The sequence below is a fragment of the Ferrimonas lipolytica genome (genome assembly GCF_012295575.1).
GTDB classification, from domain to species: domain Bacteria; phylum Pseudomonadota; class Gammaproteobacteria; order Enterobacterales; family Shewanellaceae; genus Ferrimonas; species Ferrimonas lipolytica.
Genome location: NZ_CP051180.1, coordinates 1,349,535 through 1,370,224, shown reverse-complemented (window position 1 = coordinate 1,370,224; position 20,690 = coordinate 1,349,535). Strand labels below are relative to the sequence as shown.

The window sequence follows — 20,690 nt, the reverse complement described above, 5'->3', positions numbered from 1 at the left end:
ATTAGGTCTTAGTTTTAACCGTTTACCAGCTGGCGGATCTTAGCCTTCAAAATGTCGATAGCGATCCGGTTCTTACCACCACGAGGAACGATGATGTCCGCGTGTTGTTTGGACGGATCGATAAACTGCAGGAACATCGGTCGCACCGTACTCTGGTACTGACCAATAACCGACTCCATCGAACGGCCTCGCTCTTCCACGTCGCGGGTAAGACGGCGGATAAAGCAGATATCCAGCGGCGTATCCATAAATACCGACGCGTGCATCTGTTGACGCAACGCATGATTGGTTAACAACAAAATCCCTTCCAAAATGATCACCTTTTTCGGCGTAACCGTGTTGGTTTTGCTCATTCTGGTGTGTTCTACATAGCTGTAGGTCGGCACTTCAACCGCCGCGCCAGACTTAAGCAATTGCAGGTGGTGTGCCAGCAAATCATGATCAAGTGCATTGGGGTGGTCATAGTTCGTCTTTACCCGTTCTTCCATGGTCAGGTGAGATTGATCTTTGTAATAGGCGTCTTCATTGATCACTTCAATTTGATCAGTACCTAGATCCCGCGTCAGTTCTTCATAGATGGTACGAGCAATTAAGCTTTTACCAGAAGCCGAAGCTCCGGCGATACCGATGATGACGCATTGCTGTTGGGAGCTCATAAATTCACTTTCTCACACAGAAGTTGGATTGAAGGGGCCACAAGGGCCCCTCCATGGGTTATTCATTGGTGATTTCGATACTCAAGTCGTCTGGCTGTGAGAGCAAAATCAGTGAAGCGGCGACGTTGCGGGCAATGGTTTGGTATTCATTACTAATCGCACTTTCAGGCTCAGCGACAACCGTTGGGGTACCGTTGTCCAGATGCTCTCTAACCGTCACATTTAGAGGCAATTCCCCTAAAAGCGGCACATTGTACCGATTTGCGGTAGCCAGTCCACCGCCTTGCCCAAACGGATGCTCTTTCGAACCACAGTTTTCACAAGTGTGGTAGCTCATGTTTTCAACAATACCTAATACTGGCACATTTACTTTGTTGAACATGGTGATCCCTTTACGGGCATCCAAGGTGGCAATCTCTTGTGGAGTAGTCACAATCACAGCCCCTGAAACCGGGAACTTTTGCGACAGCGTTAGCTGAATATCACCGGTGCCTGGTGGCATATCGATCACCAGATAATCCAGTTCAGGCCAGTTGGTTTCATTCATCAACTGTTCCATCGCCCCAGCCGCCATTGGCCCGCGCCATGCCGAAGCGTTGTCGTCGGTAGCTAGGAAGCCCATCGACATCACTGCCATGTTGTGGACGTAGGCAGGCTCCATGGTTTTACCATCTTGACTGGTTGGCTTGAAATCAATACAACCTAGCATAGTCGGAATTGACGGGCCGTAAATATCGGCGTCCAACATCCCGACACGGGCACCTTCAGCCGCAAGTGCAAGAGCAAAATTTACCGCCGTAGTGGATTTACCAACCCCGCCTTTACCCGAGCCAACCGCAATAACATTACGGATCTTTGGATGTGCCTTGGCGTTACCGGAATTGACCGCTGCTACGTTTAAGCCAATTTCACACTCAACCTCATCAATGCCCTCAATAACCGCCAAGTGATTGGTTAGTGCCATTACGAGGTCGCGATACTGCGATTGCCCTGGGTATGGCATTACTAAACCGACCTGCAGACAACGACCATCAATGGCAAGACCACGAAGGATTTCAGCGTCAATCAGGTTTTTATTCAGTAACGGTTCGTTGAAGGTTTTAAGCTGCTCCAAAACTACTGTAGATAGCGGTTCTGGAAGGGAATTATTGATTACGAAAGCGGTCACAAGCCATGTCCTTTGTTTAGCAATTAGCGAGAGTGTACCAAAAGGCGGCGACAAAGCGCGCATAAGCACGCTCCGCTAATGAAAATTTTGAGTTCATACGTTAGAATTGCGCCTTTATTTCGTATCTACAGAAGAATCGAGAGACGATGGCAGTCGAGAACAGAAAAATTCTGGTGACCAGTGCGTTACCTTACGCCAATGGTTCAATCCACTTAGGCCACATGCTTGAGCACATTCAAACCGACATCTGGGCACGGTTCCAAAAACTACGTGGTAACCAGTGTATTGCGGTATGTGCTGATGACACCCACGGTACGCCAATTATGCTTAAGGCGCAGAAGTTGGGCATGACTCCTGAGGAGATGATCGCCAAGGTTTCTGAAGAACATCAAGCCGACTTTGCCGATTTCTTGGTTAACTACGACAACTACCACTCTACCCACTCGGAAGAGAACCGTAAGTGGTCGTCTGAGATCTACAACCGCTTAAATGACAGCGGCTACATCAAGACCCGCGTCATCGAGCAGCTGTTTGATCCAGAAAAACAGATGTTTTTGCCTGACCGTTTCGTAACTGGTACCTGCCCTAAGTGTAAGGCTGAAGACCAAAACGGCGACAACTGTGAAGTGTGTGGTGCAACCTACAGCCCGGTTGAGTTAATCAATCCGAAGTCTGTAGTGTCCGGCGCAACCCCAGTAATGAAAGACTCTGAGCATTACTTCTTTGACCTGCCCCAGTTCAAACAGGTGCTGCAAGAGTGGACCACCTCTGGTGCATTACAGTCAGAAATGGCCAACAAGCTGAATGAATGGTTTGAGTCTGGCCTGCAGCAATGGGATATCTCCCGTGATGCACCATACTTTGGGTTTGAGATTCCAGGCACCGACGGCAAGAAGTTTTTCTACGTTTGGCTAGACGCGCCAATTGGCTACATGGGTTCATTCGACAACTTATGCCAAAAGCGTGACGACTTGGACTTCAACGAGTATTGGAACAAAGACTCGAAGACTGAGCTTTACCACTTCATCGGTAAAGACATCATCTACTTCCACAGCCTGTTCTGGCCTGCAATGTTGCACGGCGCCAACCTGCGTAAACCAACCAACGTGTTTGCTCACGGCTACGTAACCGTTAACGGCGCTAAGATGTCTAAGTCTCGCGGTACCTTTATTAAGGCACGTACCTACTTAGATCACCTGCACCCTGAATACCTGCGTTACTACTACGCCGCCAAGCTTAACGACCGCATCGATGACATCGATCTTAACCTTGAAGATTTCGCCCAGCGCGTTAACTCTGACATGGTCGGCAAACTGGTAAACATTGCTTCCCGTACTGCCGGTTTCATCGCTAAGCGTTTCGACGGAAAGTTGGCTGACGGTATTGAGAATCCTGAGCTATTGGCGGAGTTCCAAAACGCCCAAACCAGTATTGCAGCCCTGTTTGAAGGTCGCGAGTACGGCAAAGCGATTCGCGAAGTGATGGCGCTGGCTGATAAAGCTAACGCCTACATTGCCGATATGGCACCGTGGTCAATGGCTAAACAAGAAGGCATGGAGCAGAAGACCCACGAAGTCTGCTCGATGGGTATCCACCTGTTCCGTATCTTGATGACTTACCTCAAGCCAGTACTGCCACAGATGGCTGCAAACGTTGAAGCCTTCCTTAATGCTGAACTGCGTTGGGATAACATCAACGACACTTTAACCGGTCATGAAATCAATAAGTTTAAAGCGCTTATTCAACGTATCGAACCGGCTAAGATCGAAGCGATCATCGAAGCGACCAAAGCAGATTTGGCCGCTGAGCAGGCTGCTGAGCCACAGGCTGAAGCCGACGTATCAACTGGTGCCAACGATGAGCTTGCCAAGGATCCAATCGCTGACACCATCGATTTTGACACCTTCGCAAAGACCGATCTACGTATCGCTCGCATCGCTAAAGCAGAGCACGTTGATGGTGCTAAAAAGCTGATTAAGATGACGTTGGATCTGGGCGGCGAAACCCGCCAAGTATTCTCCGGGATTAAATCGGCATACAAGCCTGAAGATCTCGAAGGCCGACTCACCATCATGGTAGCCAACCTTGCCCCTCGTAAGATGAAGTTTGGTATGTCCGAAGGGATGGTACTGGCTGCTGGCCCGGGTGGTGAAGATATCTACCTACTGAGCCCTGACGATGGCGCTATTCCAGGCCAACGCGTGATGTAATCGTAACTGGTGATCATTTGATCAGAACAACGCCGAGCTTAGCTCGGCGTTTTTATTGGCTGTGTCGTAGTTAGCTATTGAAGTTTATCTTAAGCCTTCGGCTTCACCGATTTCGGTGCTTTTAGGGACTATGTCGCGGTGGCGATGGCACATTCTTGTATGCATTAGCGGGGATCTTCGCCCCCTTTGCCTTAGGTCGCACTCCAAAACGCTTCGCTGACCTGCTCCAATGCGGCGCAAGAGCAACGGCGGTAGTGCTTTACCCTTTGCATCAAAACTCGCCTAGCCTTTGCTTTAACAGCATTGAAAAGAGAACCACTTAATTGGTACACAACCTTTTTATTGCTAAGAAACAGCGCTACATAACCGCGCCGCGCCTACAACATCGCCAGTTTTGGAAACAATGTTCCGCCAAAAGCACTAAGTATCTACCTGCTATCACAAACAAATTAGAACAAATCCCCGCAAAGCAAACGATTGACTCAACTCACAGTCAATGGTTTAGACGGTTGGTACTGTTCAAACACAATTCGAACAACCAACTGATCGGTCATGACCGTCGATTCACCACTACAACAGCTTAAAAGCCAGCTTGATCACGCTGTGATTGGACAACAGCATCTGTCCGAAGCACTTCTTATCGCGTTACTTTCCAACGGTAACCTGCTACTCGAAGGGATGCCGGGCACCGCCAAGACCCGCGCCATTAAATCCTTAGCCGATGCGATGAAGGTCGATTTCGGCCGCATTCAGTTTACCCCTGATTTACTCCCTTCCGACGTCACCGGCACCGAGGTGTATTCGCAGCTAGACGGCGTACCTAAACTGCAGTTCCAACCGGGGCCAATATTTAACAATCTTATTCTCGCCGACGAGATCAATCGCGCCCCAGCCAAAGTGCAGGCGGCGTTGCTTGAAGCGATGGAGGAGCGGCAGGTAACCATTGCCGGCCATAGCCACGCCCTACCCGCACTGTTTATGGTACTGGCAACACAAAACCCAATTGAACAGGAAGGAACCTATCCGCTACCCGAAGCGCAGATGGACCGATTCTTAATGAAGGTAATCGTTGATTACCCAAACGATGAAACCGAAGCGCAAATCATCGAACTAGTACGAGCCGAAGAAGCGCAAACAGAACAAGCGCCGCTGCATTTCGATTCAAACTGGCTTAACGTGGCCCGCCAGCAGGTGCAATCGATTCACGTCAGTAAAGCAATTGTCGATTACATCGTTGCTTTAGTCATGCTCACTCGTAAACCTGAACGGGCGGCAGATAGCGAGCTATCCCGTTGGATTGTTGCTGGGGCAAGTCCACGCGCTAGCTTAGCTATTGATAAATCGGCCCGAGCGATGGCCTATCTCCAAGGGCGCAGCTTTGTCGATCCCGATGACGTTAAAGCAGTTGTCCATCGAGTACTGCGCCATCGGCTCATTCTAAGCTACGAAGCACAGGCAAACGGCATCAGCGCCGACGATGTGATTGATGAAATTATCCGCAACACCGCATTGGCATAAGGGCTTGCTATGAGCAGTTCCATTCATGTTGATATGCCGCAACTGCAACAGCTTAAGTTTCAGGCGCAAGGGCTCTCGTTTGTCTCCAAACGAAAAATTAAGCGACAACCACTTGGCCAACATCGCTCCTCTTTGCATGGCCGCGGCTTGAATTTCGAAGAACTGCGGCAGTACCAGCATGGCGATGACATTCGTACCATGGACTGGAAGGCAACTCTACGCACCAGTAAGCCTCATGTGCGCGTTTTCAGTGAAGAGCGCGATCGCGACTTATTGATTGTGCTAGATCAACGCCAAGCGATGTTTTTTGGCAGCACCGGCAAAACCAAGTCGGTGATCGCTGCAGAGCTGGCGGCATTATCGATGTGGATTGCCACCCAGCAAGGGGATCGCACTGGGTTATTGGTATTTTCCGATAGCAGCAGTCGCCAATTGCAACCCAAACGTAACCAACGGCACCAAACGCAACTGCTGCAACAGATAACCGCGTACAACCAATCGTTATCGGTTGCGCCGCTCACGCATCAAGCGGCGCCTACTGCCTCTCATCTGCATCAAGTTCTGGCGCAATGTAACGGAGCTAGCCTAGTGCTGTTGATCTGCGATCCCAATGACTGGGATGACGATACTTTTGCTGCCTTAAAGCTATTGCTGCAGCAGCATCAAGTGGTGCTTTGCCATGTTGCCGATCCACTGGAGCAGCAACTGCCAGCAGACGCAAACCTTATCCTTAGTAACGGGCTGGAGCAGATCCAAGTCGACGGTAACGATAGCGCGCTAACCACCAAGATGGCCCAACATCAGCACCACGCTGAACAACGCTTCGAAGCCCTTGAGCAGCGTTATCCATTTCAACGTTTCATGGTCAGCACCATAAAGCCAATAACGGCGCAGTTACGCACCTGGTTGGAGAGTCGCTGATGTACGACTTCGGGCCCGAATGGGGCAACAGTAAGCTTACTTACTTCATTGAGACCGCAATACCGACAGAGATCAGTTGGTGGCCGCAAGGCGATGGTTGGTTAGTTATCAGTGCTTTTGTGATTGTCTGCCTCTGCAATAGCAGCGTTAACGCCTATCGCCGATATCAACGTAATCGCTATCGACGCGACGCATTAACGTGGCTCCAGCCGCTGTTATCCGTAAATGATAATAGTAACCAGCGTTTGGTTGAAGTGCCGACACTGCTCCGTAAGACCGCCATCGCCGCCAGCTGCCGTAATGAGGTTATTGGCTTGCATGGGCGTGCGTGGGAGCAATGGTTAGATCAGCGTTGCCCCGATTGCACATTTAGCGGTGATATGAGTGGCCTACTTCACCAACTAGCCTATGGCCCCAACCAACTTACATCCTCGCAATTGCAACAACTGTTACTACAGGTGCAGCTGTGGATCCAAAAGCACCGGAATGATCATGATTGAACTTAGCCACCCTTGGGCGCTGTTGTTACTGCCGCTGCCTTACCTTGTTTATCGTTATGCAACGCCTTTTAAGCAACGACGTGACGCGGTGTTTGTGCCGTTTTTCAATCAACTAGCCCAGATCAGCGGGCAACAACCAACAACCGGTGCGGCCATCATCGCCAAATCAGGCTTTGAATGGGTGTGGCTTATCCTTGGCTGGCTAGCGCTGTGCCTAACCTTAGCCAAACCGATGCTGGTGGGCGAGCCTATTGAACAGCGCCAGCCTGCCCGGGAAATTCTGGTGGCGGTAGATCTGTCCCGTTCAATGTATGAAGAGGATTTTGTTGATAGCAATAACGACACCATTAATCGACTCGAAGGTGTTAAGCAGATGATGGCTGAATTTGCAGCCAACCGTCAGCATGACCGCCTCGGCCTGATCTTATTTGCTGACAAACCTTATCTGCAAGCTCCCTTTACCGACAACATCGACACCTGGTTAACCCTATTACAAGACAGCCAATTGGGCATGGCCGGTTCAATGACTGCCATAGGCGACACCATCGGCTTAGCAGTAAAGGTATTCGAACAGGGGGAAACCAAACAACGGGTGCTGATCTTAATCACCGATGGCAAAGACAACGCCTCAACCATGCCGCCGGTAGAAGCTGCCCAAGTCGCAGCAAGCTACGGCATTAAGATCCACACCATCGCTATTGGTAACCCCAAAGGGCCGCGCCACAGCCTGCCCGATTTCGAACAGCTAACCGCAATTGCCACACGAACCGGCGGCGCCGACTTCCGCGCGGCAGATCGTAACCAGTTACTGGCGATCAACAATCAACTTAACCGGCTTGAAAAAACCGCTTATGACACCCAGTCATACCGACCACGGCAAACGCTACATCACTGGCCGCTGTCAATCTGGCTTGGTTGCTGGTTAACGGCTGTATTTATCCGCCATAGTTACGGACGCTTGCTGGGCCAATCACAATGAATCCATTGCTTTCCCTGTCAGAATTTCATTTTCTTCGTCCTTGGTGGTTATTGGCGTTGGTGCCATTGCTGTTGCTACTAACCCGAACCAACGACGCCCCGCAGCAGCTGCAACATTGGCGCAAGTACCTTTCAACCGAGATGCTCGAGGCGCTTACCGTCTCAGAACACAAACCAACACGGTTTCGGCCACAAACGCTGCTGGTGCCGTTGGCGGCCTTAATCGTCATCGCTCTGAGTGGCCCAAGCTGGTATCGCGGTGAATCACCATTGTTTACTGATCAGTCGGCACTGGTGATCGGCTTAAATTTGTCGCAAACAATGGAACAAGCAGACATTAGTCCCAATCGGTTAGTGCGGGCTAAGCAAAAGATCACTGATCTTATTGCTGCCCGTGGTGACGGCAACACCGCCTTGCTGGCCTATGCCGGTAGCGCCCATGTTGCCATGCCGATAACCAATGACCGCAATATGATTCACCATTTTCTCGATTCGTTAAAACCGCAAATGATGCCGCTGGCTGGCAATGCGCCGGAAACCGTGTTGCCTTTGCTAGAGCAACTGCTAACAGCAACCCATACTGGCGGCACAGTGTTGTTGCTTACCGACGACATTCCCGCAGTTTCGATCAAGCCACTGCGGCAACACCTAGCGCAAAGTCAGCAACAATTAATTATTTGGCAGATCGGCTCTACTACTCGGGTTGATGGAATAAACCGTGCGGCGCAACAACGTTTTACTGCGCTTGCTGATGCCGGAGCCATCATCGAGCCAATCGCAATCGACGACCAAGACATCACTAATCTTCTCAGTCGCATCAATAGCCATATGCAAACCATTAATAATAGCAATCAACCCTTTTACGACAGCGGCTACCTGCTGTTCTGGCTCGCAGCCCCACTGGCACTAATATGGTTTCGCCGTGGGTGGAGGTTTGCATGGAACTAGCCCAGTTATTCCGCACACGGATTGCGGCGATTGGTTGGCATAACGGCAAAATGAGCCTAGCGCTAATTGCGCTGCTGGCGGCATTATCGAGCTCGCACCCACAGCCGATGGCAGATGCCTTTTTTAGCCGCGACCAACAAGCGCGAATTTGGTTCGAGCTTGGCCGTTATGACATCGCCGCTCAGTACTTTGATCAGCTCCAATGGCGCGCATACAGCTTCTATGGCGCTGGTCAATTCAAGCAAACCGCTGCAATCCTTGCGGATCAAGCCGACTTTGAGGATCAATTCGCCCGCGCCAATGCTTTAGCTCACAGCAAAGAGTATTACCAAGCACAGGCTCTATACCGGCAGATCCTAACCAACCAGCCCGGTTTTAACCCGGCATTTGTCAACCTCGAAATGGTTAATGTGCTAATCGCCGCAATGGAGAAGCAAAGCTCTGGCAGCAAGTCTGGCAAACGCACTGCGTCAATCAAACCGGAAGCAAGCAAAGAGCAGAAGCGACGCCAAGGGCAAAAGCAGCAACAAGGCAACGGCGACCCTAGCGACAGCAATGAGATGCGCCAAGCTGGTATTCCCAAACAAGCCTGGTTGAAGCAACTTGACCCACAACCGCTCGATTTTTTACAACGCAAGTTCGCTATGGAACTGAAACAAAGACAACAGCAGGAGCACCCAAGTGACGCCAACAACTAAATTGTGCGGCTGGCTACTCTGCTTCTTTGCCAGTCATGCAACAGCATTGAGTAGCAGCAATGAACCGGTAGCTGGAATAACCACCACCGTCAGCGTGAGTGATGAAAGCCCATTACTGCCTAACGTCAGAACCACGGTTCAGTTACGGCTTGAGGTAGTTGGCCATATCTATGGCGACATTGATTTGCAGCAACCCAACATTGACGGCGCAGTGGTGTTGTACGATCCCAAGGTGAAGTTTCTCAAAGAGCTGGAGCGACAAACAGACCAACCCAAGCAGATTATCACTAAAGATTTCGAGCTATTCCCCCGCCGCGCTGGTGATATTGAAATTGCTCCGATCGAGATGGGTATTGTTTATTTTGATCAGCGAGACGATGAGTATAAACAAGCGAACATTCAAACCGCGCCATTAACGCTAACGATATCGCCGCTGCCGGGACTCGCCGCAGACGTGAATGCGCTAGTGAGCTCAGAGGTTCAGTTGGGCAGCTCAAGCATTCCCACACAAGCAACGGCGTTTGAAGTTGGCGACAGCGTAGAGCTTAGCTATTCCATCTACGCAAAGCAGAGCCACTCAATGTTATTGCCACAGTTCGACTTTCCCCACATTGAAGGCACCAGTCGTTACCTCAAACCGGCGGTAACCAAAGACGCCCGCAGTTACCAAGGCGATCCCGTTGCCATTCGCAGCCAAAAGGTAGTTTATATCTTTGAGACCGGTGGCGAGTTTGAATTTCCACAACAACAGATAGAGTGGTGGGACAGCGTCAATAACCAATTGCAACTGAGCAGTGTTGCTGCAATTAGCTGGACCGTCGCCGCAGCACCTGTGCCACTGTGGTCATGGGATAACGGCTTTAAATTGATAGCATTACTCGGTGTGGTTGCCATTACTGCTTACCTATGGCGACAGCGACGCATCGGCATCAAGCTATTCCATCGGCTTAACCGTACTGAGCGCAAAGCACTAGAGCGTCAATTTTGGCTAGCCTACCAACGTTCGGACTGGCAAGCGCTGTGGTATCAACTGGAAAGGCTGTTACAGCAAAGCGATTCATCCAAGCTAAGTTTGAGGCAACAGCTTGGCAAAACCAGCGCCGCAACAACCTTGTTGCAATTGGCCTTTAATAACGGCAACGGCACACTTACTAGCACCGAAGCTCAAGCACTATTAACTCAAGTCAGCTCCAAGCCTCGACAGGCCAAGGCAGAGTTTTCGTTAAACTTGAATCATTAGCCTCAATTGAACTACAGCGCACTATTTTAGGTGGTAGTGCTCCTGTAGGGCGTTGTAGAGCCAACGAATGTCGTTATTATTTAGCCCTTTACCAAGCTCAACCTGGCGTTCATCGGTGCGAATCAATAACCGTTGTGGCACCTCAGACAGATGCAATGTGGCAACCTCTTCGGCACTAAAGTCGATTCGTCGGATCGCATCTTTTCGCTGCCTACGGGAGCGCTTATCGCTGCCCTTGACTGCCCTCATAGCTGTGCGAGCAAACTTGGCACTTTGCACTCCGGGTTTATAGGAAAGTTGTGGCCGATTAAGCAGTAATCGCTCGGGCCGAGGATAGATGACATTCTGATAGAGCTTTCGAGCTAACACCACGCCGCCGCCAAGCCACAGCAGTAACCATATCGCCAAACCAATATTACCTTCGCCAGCCAATAGCGTTGAAGCTGCACTGTATGCGCCCATTCCCCAACCGATAAACCACAAGCTTAAAAAGGCCGCAGTAACATAGCGGCGGTGACCGTTGTTATTTGCTGCAATGGTGATCAATGGAAAGCCATTGAGTTCAGTTAACACGATGCTGCTTAAGGGTGGAGTTGGCTGCATTGCACGGTAAACCTAAGACGGGGTTAGATAAGCTACTATAAAATAAACCAGTTAAGAATGATCGAGTTTGGATCGGTGCCGGCATCGATATTAACGTGATGTGCGGCCTTTAATCCGCACGCATGTTTAGCCCAATGCCGATAATTACAGTGTAGGTGCAGTAACTTGGACTCGGCAACCTCACTGCAACGCCTAGCTGCGTTACTAGCGGTTTCACCACCGGTTAAACGTCACTGTCGCCAATACGTTTGAGATTCAAGGAACCGAATGTCACCACTAATGATGTTATGCCTTATCGGACTGGCCAGTATTTTGTGTCAATGGGGCGCCTTTCGCTTAAAGATCCCTGCAATCTTGCCATTGTTGCTCACCGGGTTACTGCTAGGGCCAGCAACCGGCATACTCAACCCAGATCTGTTGTTAGGGGATATTCTATTCCCGTTAGTCTCCGTCGCTGTGGCGATTATCCTTTTCGAAGGCAGTCTCACCCTAAAGTTCAGTTCGCTGCAAGGGCAAAGCGCGATGGTGCGCAACTTGGTTATACATGGCATGCTAATTACCTTTGCTATCGCCACCTTGAGCGCTCATTGGCTACTGGAACTGACCCTACCGGTTGCCGCCCTGCTCGGGGCTTTGGTGGTGGTAACCGGACCAACAGTAATCGCACCGCTGCTGCGTAGCATACGGGCCACGCCGAAGGTAGCGACCATACTGCACTGGGAAGGGATCCTCATTGATCCTATCGGTGCGCTGCTGGCGGTTTTGGTGTATGAGTTTCTTAATGCCAGCCAGGGAGCGGCGCTATCACACGCTTTAACCACCTTTGGCTTAACGGTAGCATTGGGGCTAGTGGCAGGCATCGTCGCTGGTTACCTATTGGCTCAGGCGTTAAAACACCGTGTATTTCCCCATTACCTACAAACCGTGGCGGTATTAACGTTAATGCTGGCGGCATTTGGCGTCAGCAATGAGCTGATGCATGAATCAGGCTTATTGACGGTAACGGTTATGGGGATCTGGCTAGCCAATGCTAAAGACGTTGAACTCGAGGAGATCTTAGAGTTTAAAGAAACACTAACCATCTTACTTATCTCAGCACTGTTTATCTTACTGGCGGCGCGGCTTGATCAATCAGCCTTTGCGGTTATCGACCTCTCCACCGTGGTGTGGTTGCTGGTGCTCTTGCTGATAGCTCGGCCAATTGCGGTGTTTGTTTGTGGTCTTGGTACCGATCTATCAATTAAAGAACAGCTACTTATTGGTTGGATTGCGCCGCGGGGTATTGTTGCCGCCGCAATCTCTGCGCTGTTTGCACTGAAGCTGGAGTTTCTTGGCATTGCCGGTGCCGATAGATTGGTGGCAGTGGTGTTTATGGTGATCATCAGCACCGTGGTTCTACAAAGTGTTGTTACCCCGCTGCTGGTAAAATGGCTCGGTCTGCAAGCGCCAGATAAAAATGGTTACCTTATCTACGGCAGCAGCTTGCTGGCTCAAGCCATTGCCGACACCCTAACTAAGCGAGATATTCCGGTAGTGCTTACCGATACCAACTGGGACAACATTAGTGCCGCTCGAATGAAAGGCTTGTCGGTATATTGGGGTAATCCGGTTTCCGAGCATGCAGAAGCACAACTAGACTTGTCGCTTATTCGACGCTTACTGGTGCTGTCACCCTATCGGCGTGCCAACACCGAAGTCGCTTTTCATTACCAAGATCTGCTTGGCAATGAAGAGGTCTATCGCTTACCTGAAAGCCAACGCGATGATAGCCCGCGTAAACAGAGCCGAGATAAACATCAGCGCTTATTTGGTGATTACAGCTACGCCAAGCTAGAGCAGCAAATGCGTGAAGGCGCCCAGATCCGTACCACCAAATTGTCTGACAGTTTTACGTGGGAGCATTACCAGCAACAGCACCCAACCGCCCTGCCGCTATTTTTGGTAACCAACAAAGGTAAAGTCACTGTAGTCACCGGTGAACTAGCCAAAGTACCGGAACAAGATTGGGAGGTTATCGCCTTGCACCCTGAGGCGGATGGGGATGCCAATTAGGATTGGTTAGTACAGCAACAAACTCGTGCAATGGCCTTATCGACTGCATGTTATCTGGTTGCGCCATATGAATCGCTAGGTATACAAGGCTTCACTGCGATAACGGTAAACGTAGATGCTATCTATTTGGGAATCTACGCTTCACCTGCCTACAACCCCTATCGTTGGCTTGGTGTTTTGCCTTAAACCCCAGCGCCGACGTGTAGCGTCTAGGCATAATTAGATTGGCTACCTTCGACTTTGATCTAGATTAAAACATGCCGATTTTTTTAACAAAAGCGGCATGAATTACTTCAACCGCTAACAAATATAAAGCATGCTTGCGTACAGAACTAAAGCGTGTAGCGATACGGTATTACTTACCCAACCATATCGGTTGCCAATGCGAGTTGGAGTCACTCAAGGCGCAATTGAAGGTAAATTTAATGTGAGTGATTATTCGATTAATCGCAGAAGTTTGAGCAGAAGACTGCTTGGCATGTTTTCTACAGGCGTAGGCGCTGTATCGCCCACCAAAAACGGTTTTCGATGGCGCGGTTTTAGGTATAAGCCATTTAAAATAAAAGCAAAAATTAACGAAGATGGCTTTAGGTTAAAAGGACATACGATGCCCGAGGCATTGTGTGTTACAAAGCCTCGGGCATCATAATAAGCTGTTAACTCTCTGAGGAAGTCATGGAAGAAGCTGGAAGTTCTATTAGTCCAATTATTAGCGGTTTGATTGGAGGCCTTATTGCCACTTTAATGGTGGTATTCACTAAAAGTAAAAGCGAGCGAGTCGGTGATGTTCGACAACTAACATTTGGAATCTTCTTTAAAGCATTCTCTTTTCTATTGGTTCCTTTTACTTTTTTTATTTTGTACGCAATCTCACAGTCCTATGAAGGACAAGAAATCGCAGCAGGCCTTGTTGGCTTGGGGTTTTTCTTGGGAGCTATCTTTTTTCCATATCAAGCTTTTTTCGTTGAATTTGCCTACGACGATGAAAATGTTTATTTTAAAAGCCCTATAGCTGGAGAAAAAACTGCGAGTTGGAAGAAATTAGACAAAGTTGGTTATTCTTGGTTACTACAAGCTGACTATATTGTGGTTGATGGTATAGGAAAGATTTGGTGTTCTAATATGCTTCAAGGCTTTGAAGAATTGATGGAATTTGTCGCTAAGGTTGAGAAGATAAACGAGAGTTAACAAGCTGTTTAACAAGGACAAAATACAGTTGGCTTTTGCTCCTTCGTCGCTAATTTTAACCAACTATTTTTTGCCTGTTAACAGGGCGTTAGCTTTATCAGGAGTTTGGTGTAAATGGATACATTAGAGGGAATTTGGACTTTATTAAAAATGTTACTTTTTAGTAGTCAAACAGTGATCAACCCAACCCCTATAAATATCAACCAATCTATAACTACCATAAAGTTAGATAACCCTATATCTGCCATTAACTCAGGGGCTAACATTCAAGTAGATGTAACTCATATTGTGGGGGAATATGAAAATGTAGTTGCAGGATTAGATAAAATTTCTGAGGTTTACCCTAAAGGCTGCATAAAGGGACAATAGATTACTGCTGATGGTACAGTTGTGCTTTTAAATGAAGCAGTTGGAACTGTAGGTAAAGATAATAGCTACGTCATATTTCATACATTTCATACATTTAATCCATTACCAACGGATATAGAATTCAGCACAATAAAAGTTTCGTCATGCAACCCTATACCCAAAGCAACTTTAGTTTGGCGAAACAGTGGTAAATAAAGCTAACAAGGCGTTCAAACGGACAAAAACAGTTGGCTGTTTCACTCCGTTCACAATTTTAGCCAACAATTATTTGCCTCTTAGCGAGGCTAAGAGCACGGAAGGTGGATGAATGTATAAAGTGGAAGTAGAAGAAATCGAGAGCAAGCTCAATTCCATTCGAAAACATAAAAAGGATTTTCTCTTTTTATCGTTGTTATTTTGCGGACTCATTGCATTAGGTTTTGCTTGGGCAGGTTCTGCTGACGATATGTTATTAATGTTATTATTTTCGTTCTCCTTTGTTCATGCGTTTGCTTTGTATTACTACATACTTCCACTTTTAGGGAAGATTGATTTGCTAGAGCAAGACATAAAGAATCTCAAAGCTGCAACTAATGTTGAAGATAAGAGGCTGTACTAGCGTGCCGGCAAATAGCTAGGCGCAGAATTTGGCACATTTGTTGGTCATGTTGATTGTGAACAACAATACCAACCTGCACGCGCAGGTTCGCTAAACGTTATGTAATTTGTGGACAATTCGTACCCCTTTTCGCTAAAATGCGGGCTCGCGGCTGCACATGAATTTCAGTCAACTTTAGAGCAAACACAATGATTGTAGAAAATGTGCTTCCAGACAATTATGCAGAAATGCTTAATGTTTGGGAAAATTCAGTCCGAGCAACTCATAATTTCATTACAGAAGAAGATATTGAGTTTTTTAAACCAATTATCATTGAGCAGGCCTTCCCAGCGGTCACATTAAGATGTGTAAAAGATGAAAGTGGTTCAATCCTAGGCTTCGTCGGTACATACGAACTTAAGGTTGAAATGCTGTTCATCTTAAATGAAGCACGAGGGCAAGGTATAGGTAAAGTACTGCTGCAATATGCAATAGAGCAGCTAGGCGCTACTAAAGTCGACGTAAACGAACAGAATCCACAAGCTATAGGTTTCTATCAGCATATGGGATTCAAGGTCATTTCACGTTCTCCGCTGGATGAAATGGGAAACCCTTTTCCGATTCTGCATATGACACTTTAACGCTCGGTTTGTCGTAACCAAGTTTGTTAGAAGAAACGCCCAAAGCTAATAACTTTGGGCGTTTCCGTATCTGGATGCCAAGCAACGGCTGTGTCGTAGTTAGCTGTTGAAGTTTATCTTAAGCCTTCGGTTCACCGACTTCGGTGCTTTTAGGGAACAATGTCGCGGTGGCGACGGCACATTCTTGTATGCATTAGGTCGCAGTCCAAAACGCTTCGCTGGACTCCCCTCCAATGCAGCATAAGATCAGCGGTAGTGCTTCCCTTTTTATCAACACTCGCCTAGCCGGTGCTTTGGTAGTTCCCCTTTTAACAACATTGGAAAGAACAACACTTAATTGGTACACAGCCAACAAAAAGAGCACCTTGCGGTGCTCTCGTATATTTTATACGCCTACAATAAATCCTTTACGGTGCAATAGCGAACAAGCACAGGCGTAAGAACAGCTGTAATGGCAGTTAATGTAACTACTGCCATAAACACACCCGTTATGTATTACAGGTTATCAAGACGAATATGGCTATTCATCAGATCATCACGGCTGATGCCAGTGCCATTATTCATGCCGTTGAAATGACGTAATAGCTCGGTAATAGCTTCAATCGATGCCAATAAATCACTGGTATGAGCCGACTCCGACGAGGTGTGCATGTTGCGGATCGGGTAGCCAATTGTCATCGCGGCGCTGTCTACCGCAGCCAAAGCAGCGGCCATGCCATCGGTGCCCATGTCGCGGCCGGAAAAGTCCAACTGATATGGAATATCGTTAACGCCACACAGTTCGACTAAGGTTTGCACCAAAAACTCAGACGCAACAGAGCCTCGACCAATGGTGAAGCCTTCACCCATTTTTAATGGATTCATGTTACGGCTACCTATGCCCGGCGCGGCTTCGTAATCGTGATTTACGTCGGTTGCGATAAGAATATCTGGCTTAAGCTCGCCAACCACTTGGGTCGAACCAAAACGGCCAATCTCTTCGTGAGTGGCAATGGTATACAGCACCCGAATGTTGTCTAAACCTTCGTTAGCTAGTGTGCGTGCGATCTCTGCAACGGAGAAACAGCCCAAGCCATTATCTAGGTATGCGCCGTAGAAGGTGTCTGCAGCCACACCGCGTTTAATTGGACGGTCCAGCAAGATTGGGTCACCCGGGCGAAGGCCAAGGGCCTCAACCTGAGCTTTGCGATCGTCACCGTGCATGTGCAGTTCTAGGTAGATGGACTCAGGCTTGATTCCCTGTTCGCCGCTGCGTTGGGCTGGGCTAGAAAAATGAATAGCGCCTAAAGACTCAACGGTACAACCCTCAATCACCTTGTATGCACCTGGCTTAGCTGGGTTCTGGCAAAAAACCTTAACCTCATGGCCAATCAAGGTGGTTGGTAGGAACGAATCGGTATTGATCCACACCTTGCCGTCTTTATCTATTTTACGCACCTGCATGCGGATCTTGTCGGCATGACCCACGATCATCACACTAGTGAGATCATCACGGCCCGGATGAGAATCAAACACCAAGCTGGCGTTGCTCTTAAACTGCGTCACGCCCCAAGTTGCTGGCATAAAAGACTCAAACTCAGGCTTAATAACGCCGTAGCTCATTGCCGCTTCAAAACCAATTGGAGATGGTGATGCTAATACTTTAGCCATGAAATCAAACTGCGCTTGCGGCATCGGAGCTGCCCAAGGCTGGGAACGGTTTGTGGTATCGGTCACTGCTTACTTCTCTTTCTATTATTATTGTGGGTGTTGTTTAAACTGGGTTGGGCGTATCAACAAAAGTAACACTAACGTCAAACTGACTTGCAAGATGTTCACCTAACGCCTTAATACCACCGCGCTCGGTCGCATGGTGGCCAGCACTAAAGTAATCAGTACCCTGCTCTACCGCACTGTGATAGGTGCGTTCTGATACCTCTCCGGAGATAAAGGCATCGATCCCCATGGCGGCAACTTGGTCGAGGTAATCTTGCGCGCCACCGGTACACCATGCCACGGTTTTGATTGGCCGTGAATGGGCGGCAATATGCAGTGGGCTGCGTCCTAATTGCTGCTCAAGCAGCTTGGTCAAAGCGTCACCACTTAAGCTTGGCTCGAGTTCACCACGAAGCACCAAACAGGTATCGTTACCCGCTTCAAGTGGGCGAATATTGTTGATGCCCAACATTTGGCCTAACTGGGCATTGTTGCCAAGCTTGGGGTGGATATCCAGCGGCAGGTGGTAGCCAATTAGGTTGATGTCGTTGCTGAGCAACGCCTTTAATCGGCGTTGTTTCATACCAGTAATAACCGCCGGCTCACTCTTCCAGAAATAACCGTGGTGAACTAACAGGCAATCCGCACCCAACTCAACCGCGCGGTCAACCGCATATTGATCGGCAGTTACGGCGGTAACAATGGTGCGAATATCGCTTTTGCCTTCAACCTGCAAACCATTAGGGGCATAGTCTTTCACTAACCACGGTTTTAGCAGTCCATCAAGATAGCTGATCAATTCGTTTGTTTGCATAGGGCTACTTAAGTTCGTTGCCGCTGCTCTTACCTTGGAAGTATGACTCCAAGTTGTGCAGCGTTGTTGATGCAATCTGTTCTAGTGCTTCTTTGGTAAAGTACCCTTGGTGGCCGGTAACCAGTACATTGGGGTAGCTCAACAACAACGCAAACACATCATCATTAGGAACTCGGCCAGACAGATCGCGGAAGAACAGATCGCCTTCCAGCTCATAAACATCAAGGCCGAGGTAACCTACCTTGCCAGACTTCATCCCATCAAGCGCATCTTGGGCATTAACCAAACCACCACGGGAGGTGTTAATAAGCATGACATTGTCTTTCATTTTGCCGATGCTGGTTTTATCAATCAGGTGGTAGGTGTCGTCAGTTAATGGGCAATGCAAACTGATTACATCTGAGCGAGCGTAAATGGTGTCTAAGTCGGTGTATTCTGCCAATTCAGCGGCTTCTTTCGATGGATACGGGTCGTAGCAAAGCAGCTCACAACCAAGGCCTTTAAGCGCCCTTAGGGTGGCAACACCAATCTTACCGGTACCGATAATGCCAATGGTTGCCTTAGCGAAGTTAAAGCCTAACAGCCCCTCTAGGTCAAAGTTATGCTCCTTCACTCGAACGTTAGCGCGGGTAATTTTACGGTTAAGTGCGAACATCATCGCCAAGGCATGTTCTGCCACCGACTCCGGAGAGTAGCTCGGCACATTACATACGCGAATGCCAAACTCATTTGCCGCTTCCATATCGACGTTATTGAAACCAGCACAACGCAGGGCAATCATCTTTACCCCAAACGCTGCTAATTGTTCGATCACTGAGCGGTCAACAATGTCGTTAACGAAACAGGAAACCGCATCGTAACCATCACACAGTTTAACCGTGTGTTGTCGTAGACGAGTCTCGAAGAAGTTCAGTTCCACGCGGCCATCATGGTTGGCAGCTTCCAAAAAGCGTTGATCGTATGGCTTTGTTGAAAAAACAGCCACCTTCTTAATTTGCATACGCTTTTCTCCTTTTTGCGATTGTTACCGTTATAGCTAAATTGGGATTTTTACACCAATAGCTTACGCCTACATCACTAATTTCGCCCTAAAAGCGTATCCGATGTAAAGCCAATTGCTTGATAGTTATGATCAGCTGCACTGATACAACCCCCTTGGTCAGTATTAATACAGCGAAAGTTGAACAGTTAACACTTGGGCTGTATTATTGCGCGCTGAATTTGAAGCTAATATAGACTTATCCCATGTCAAAACTTATTAAGGAAGAGGTGATCGCGCAGTTCACTGCAGCGTACCTTGCCCAACATGGTAAAAAGCCTACCATCGAACAAAAAGGCAGTTGGTTTAAAGTAGACGACGGAAAATCCGTTCGCCTAGGTGATTTGGCCCAGATGGCAACCGAACTTGCTAGCGCACAAGCACCTGAGGTTGTGGTTGCAGCACCTAAACCAAAAGCAACCAAACCAGCTAAAGTAAAGTCCTCTAATAACGGCGGCCTAACCCCTGCCCAACTATGGGCACAAAAAGTCGGTACGGGCGGTAAACTGCCCCGCGGCCTTTAACAGTTACACAAATCGCCGACCTATATGGTCGGCTTTTTTATGGCTGTGTCACAGTGAAGTGTTGAGGTTTATATCAAACCTTCGGCTGTGCCGATTACACTACTCTTAAGGGGTAATGTCGCGGTGGCGACAGCACATTCTTGTATGCAATTCTTGTATGCAATAGGGGGAGGGAGCTTCGCCCCCTTTGACCGCTCCTTGACTTAGGTCGCAGTCCAAAACGCTTCGCGGGACTGCTCCAATGCTGCAGAAGAGCAACGGCGGTAGTGCTTTATCCTTGTATCAAAGTTCGCCTAGTCGGTGCTTTAACAGCATTGGAAAGAACAACACTTAGTTGGTACACAGCCTTTT

The 20,690-nt window shown here is 48.5% G+C and carries 20 protein-coding genes; 14 read left to right on the top strand and 6 right to left on the bottom strand.

The features are described from left to right. Positions 1-14: 14 nt before the first annotated feature. Both udk and apbC read right to left on the bottom strand, forming a co-directional pair. Complete coding sequence (udk, locus tag HER31_RS06495; protein WP_168659803.1) at positions 15-656, bottom strand: uridine kinase; 642 nt, start codon at positions 654-656, stop codon at positions 15-17. 58 nt (positions 657-714) lie between these two features. Then, on the bottom strand, positions 715-1,824 hold the full coding sequence (apbC, locus tag HER31_RS06490; protein ID WP_420811008.1) for an iron-sulfur cluster carrier protein ApbC: 1,110 nt from the start codon (positions 1,822-1,824) through the stop codon (positions 715-717). A gap of 146 nt (positions 1,825-1,970) precedes the next feature. Here apbC and metG point away from each other — a divergent pair, with 146 nt between their 5' ends. The 8 genes from metG (at position 1,971) to HER31_RS06450 (ending at position 10,837) form a co-directional block, all read left to right on the top strand. Then, positions 1,971-4,034, top strand: coding sequence for a methionine--tRNA ligase (metG, locus tag HER31_RS06485; RefSeq protein ID WP_168659801.1), 2,064 nt, complete (start codon positions 1,971-1,973; stop codon positions 4,032-4,034). Positions 4,035-4,586: 552 nt separating this feature from the next. Beyond that, positions 4,587-5,552: an AAA family ATPase gene (locus tag HER31_RS06480; RefSeq protein WP_168659800.1), complete on the top strand. Its 966-nt coding sequence runs from the start codon at positions 4,587-4,589 to the stop codon at positions 5,550-5,552. Between the two features lie 9 nt (positions 5,553-5,561). Continuing rightward, on the top strand, positions 5,562-6,473 hold the full coding sequence (locus HER31_RS06475) for a DUF58 domain-containing protein (RefSeq protein WP_168659799.1): 912 nt from the start codon (positions 5,562-5,564) through the stop codon (positions 6,471-6,473). After that, positions 6,473-6,973 (top strand): DUF4381 domain-containing protein, encoded by a 501-nt coding sequence (locus tag HER31_RS06470; RefSeq protein ID WP_168659798.1) that lies wholly within the window; start codon positions 6,473-6,475, stop codon positions 6,971-6,973. The genes HER31_RS06475 and HER31_RS06470 overlap by 1 nt, the downstream gene beginning before the upstream one ends. Further along, positions 6,966-7,952, top strand: coding sequence for a VWA domain-containing protein (locus HER31_RS06465; RefSeq protein WP_168659797.1), 987 nt, complete (start codon positions 6,966-6,968; stop codon positions 7,950-7,952). The genes HER31_RS06470 and HER31_RS06465 overlap by 8 nt, the downstream gene beginning before the upstream one ends. Further along, positions 7,949-8,899 carry a VWA domain-containing protein gene (locus tag HER31_RS06460; protein WP_168659796.1) on the top strand — a complete coding sequence of 317 codons (951 nt, stop codon included), beginning with the start codon at positions 7,949-7,951 and terminating at the stop codon, positions 8,897-8,899. Before HER31_RS06465 ends, HER31_RS06460 begins: the two co-directional genes overlap by 4 nt. Beyond that, positions 8,890-9,597, top strand: a complete 708-nt coding sequence (locus HER31_RS06455; protein ID WP_168659795.1) for a hypothetical protein — start codon at positions 8,890-8,892, stop codon at positions 9,595-9,597. Before HER31_RS06460 ends, HER31_RS06455 begins: the two co-directional genes overlap by 10 nt. After that, positions 9,581-10,837, top strand: coding sequence for a BatD family protein (locus HER31_RS06450; protein WP_168659794.1), 1,257 nt, complete (start codon positions 9,581-9,583; stop codon positions 10,835-10,837). Before HER31_RS06455 ends, HER31_RS06450 begins: the two co-directional genes overlap by 17 nt. Before the next feature lie 21 nt (positions 10,838-10,858). Here HER31_RS06450 and HER31_RS06445 read toward each other — a convergent pair whose 3' ends face one another. Then, positions 10,859-11,440, bottom strand: coding sequence for a hypothetical protein (locus HER31_RS06445; RefSeq protein WP_168659793.1), 582 nt, complete (start codon positions 11,438-11,440; stop codon positions 10,859-10,861). A gap of 267 nt (positions 11,441-11,707) precedes the next feature. Here HER31_RS06445 and HER31_RS06440 point away from each other — a divergent pair, with 267 nt between their 5' ends. The 5 genes from HER31_RS06440 (at position 11,708) to HER31_RS06420 (ending at position 16,267) form a co-directional block, all read left to right on the top strand. Next, complete coding sequence (locus HER31_RS06440) at positions 11,708-13,492, top strand: cation:proton antiporter (protein WP_168659792.1); 1,785 nt, start codon at positions 11,708-11,710, stop codon at positions 13,490-13,492. A gap of 675 nt (positions 13,493-14,167) precedes the next feature. Continuing rightward, positions 14,168-14,680, top strand: coding sequence for a hypothetical protein (locus tag HER31_RS06435; RefSeq protein WP_168659791.1), 513 nt, complete (start codon positions 14,168-14,170; stop codon positions 14,678-14,680). Between the two features lie 114 nt (positions 14,681-14,794). Further along, positions 14,795-15,049, top strand: coding sequence for a hypothetical protein (locus HER31_RS06430; protein WP_168659790.1), 255 nt, complete (start codon positions 14,795-14,797; stop codon positions 15,047-15,049). A 307-nt stretch (positions 15,050-15,356) separates the two neighbouring features. Next, positions 15,357-15,647 (top strand): hypothetical protein, encoded by a 291-nt coding sequence (locus tag HER31_RS06425; protein WP_168659789.1) that lies wholly within the window; start codon positions 15,357-15,359, stop codon positions 15,645-15,647. A 188-nt stretch (positions 15,648-15,835) separates the two neighbouring features. Then, on the top strand, positions 15,836-16,267 hold the full coding sequence (locus HER31_RS06420) for a GNAT family N-acetyltransferase (RefSeq protein WP_168659788.1): 432 nt from the start codon (positions 15,836-15,838) through the stop codon (positions 16,265-16,267). 495 nt (positions 16,268-16,762) lie between these two features. Here HER31_RS06420 and HER31_RS06415 read toward each other — a convergent pair whose 3' ends face one another. The 3 genes from HER31_RS06415 to HER31_RS06405 are packed head-to-tail and all read right to left on the bottom strand — an operon-like array spanning position 16,763 to position 19,776. Continuing rightward, positions 16,763-17,983 (bottom strand): M20/M25/M40 family metallo-hydrolase, encoded by a 1,221-nt coding sequence (locus HER31_RS06415; RefSeq protein WP_168659787.1) that lies wholly within the window; start codon positions 17,981-17,983, stop codon positions 16,763-16,765. Between the two features lie 37 nt (positions 17,984-18,020). Next, positions 18,021-18,776, bottom strand: a complete 756-nt coding sequence (locus HER31_RS06410; RefSeq protein WP_168659786.1) for a Nif3-like dinuclear metal center hexameric protein — start codon at positions 18,774-18,776, stop codon at positions 18,021-18,023. A gap of 4 nt (positions 18,777-18,780) precedes the next feature. Next, entirely contained in the window at positions 18,781-19,776 is a 996-nt protein-coding gene (locus tag HER31_RS06405; protein ID WP_168659785.1) for a 2-hydroxyacid dehydrogenase, read from the bottom strand. A 245-nt stretch (positions 19,777-20,021) separates the two neighbouring features. Between HER31_RS06405 and HER31_RS06400 the strand changes: the two genes are divergently transcribed. Beyond that, positions 20,022-20,339 (top strand): hypothetical protein, encoded by a 318-nt coding sequence (locus tag HER31_RS06400; RefSeq protein WP_168659784.1) that lies wholly within the window; start codon positions 20,022-20,024, stop codon positions 20,337-20,339. The last annotated feature ends 351 nt before the right edge of the window (positions 20,340-20,690 follow it).

What these genes read in the sequence shown, in the direction of transcription:
- HER31_RS06410 (WP_168659786.1), bottom strand. Translation starts at nt 18,776, where the DNA reads ATGCAAACAAACGAATTGATCAGCTATCTTGATGGACTGCTAAAACCG.
- udk (WP_168659803.1), bottom strand. Translation starts at nt 656, where the DNA reads ATGAGCTCCCAACAGCAATGCGTCATCATCGGTATCGCCGGAGCTTCG.
- HER31_RS06440 (WP_168659792.1), top strand. Translation starts at nt 11,708, where the DNA reads ATGTCACCACTAATGATGTTATGCCTTATCGGACTGGCCAGTATTTTG.
- HER31_RS06460 (WP_168659796.1), top strand. Translation starts at nt 7,949, where the DNA reads ATGAATCCATTGCTTTCCCTGTCAGAATTTCATTTTCTTCGTCCTTGG.
- HER31_RS06445 (WP_168659793.1), bottom strand. Translation starts at nt 11,440, where the DNA reads ATGCAGCCAACTCCACCCTTAAGCAGCATCGTGTTAACTGAACTCAAT.
- HER31_RS06435 (WP_168659791.1), top strand. Translation starts at nt 14,168, where the DNA reads ATGGAAGAAGCTGGAAGTTCTATTAGTCCAATTATTAGCGGTTTGATT.
- HER31_RS06400 (WP_168659784.1), top strand. Translation starts at nt 20,022, where the DNA reads ATGTCAAAACTTATTAAGGAAGAGGTGATCGCGCAGTTCACTGCAGCG.
- HER31_RS06455 (WP_168659795.1), top strand. Translation starts at nt 8,890, where the DNA reads ATGGAACTAGCCCAGTTATTCCGCACACGGATTGCGGCGATTGGTTGG.
- metG (WP_168659801.1), top strand. Translation starts at nt 1,971, where the DNA reads ATGGCAGTCGAGAACAGAAAAATTCTGGTGACCAGTGCGTTACCTTAC.
- HER31_RS06425 (WP_168659789.1), top strand. Translation starts at nt 15,357, where the DNA reads ATGTATAAAGTGGAAGTAGAAGAAATCGAGAGCAAGCTCAATTCCATT.
- HER31_RS06420 (WP_168659788.1), top strand. Translation starts at nt 15,836, where the DNA reads ATGATTGTAGAAAATGTGCTTCCAGACAATTATGCAGAAATGCTTAAT.
- HER31_RS06475 (WP_168659799.1), top strand. Translation starts at nt 5,562, where the DNA reads ATGAGCAGTTCCATTCATGTTGATATGCCGCAACTGCAACAGCTTAAG.
- HER31_RS06405 (WP_168659785.1), bottom strand. Translation starts at nt 19,776, where the DNA reads ATGCAAATTAAGAAGGTGGCTGTTTTTTCAACAAAGCCATACGATCAA.
- HER31_RS06480 (WP_168659800.1), top strand. Translation starts at nt 4,587, where the DNA reads ATGACCGTCGATTCACCACTACAACAGCTTAAAAGCCAGCTTGATCAC.
- HER31_RS06470 (WP_168659798.1), top strand. Translation starts at nt 6,473, where the DNA reads ATGTACGACTTCGGGCCCGAATGGGGCAACAGTAAGCTTACTTACTTC.
- HER31_RS06430 (WP_168659790.1), top strand. Translation starts at nt 14,795, where the DNA reads ATGGATACATTAGAGGGAATTTGGACTTTATTAAAAATGTTACTTTTT.
- HER31_RS06465 (WP_168659797.1), top strand. Translation starts at nt 6,966, where the DNA reads ATGATTGAACTTAGCCACCCTTGGGCGCTGTTGTTACTGCCGCTGCCT.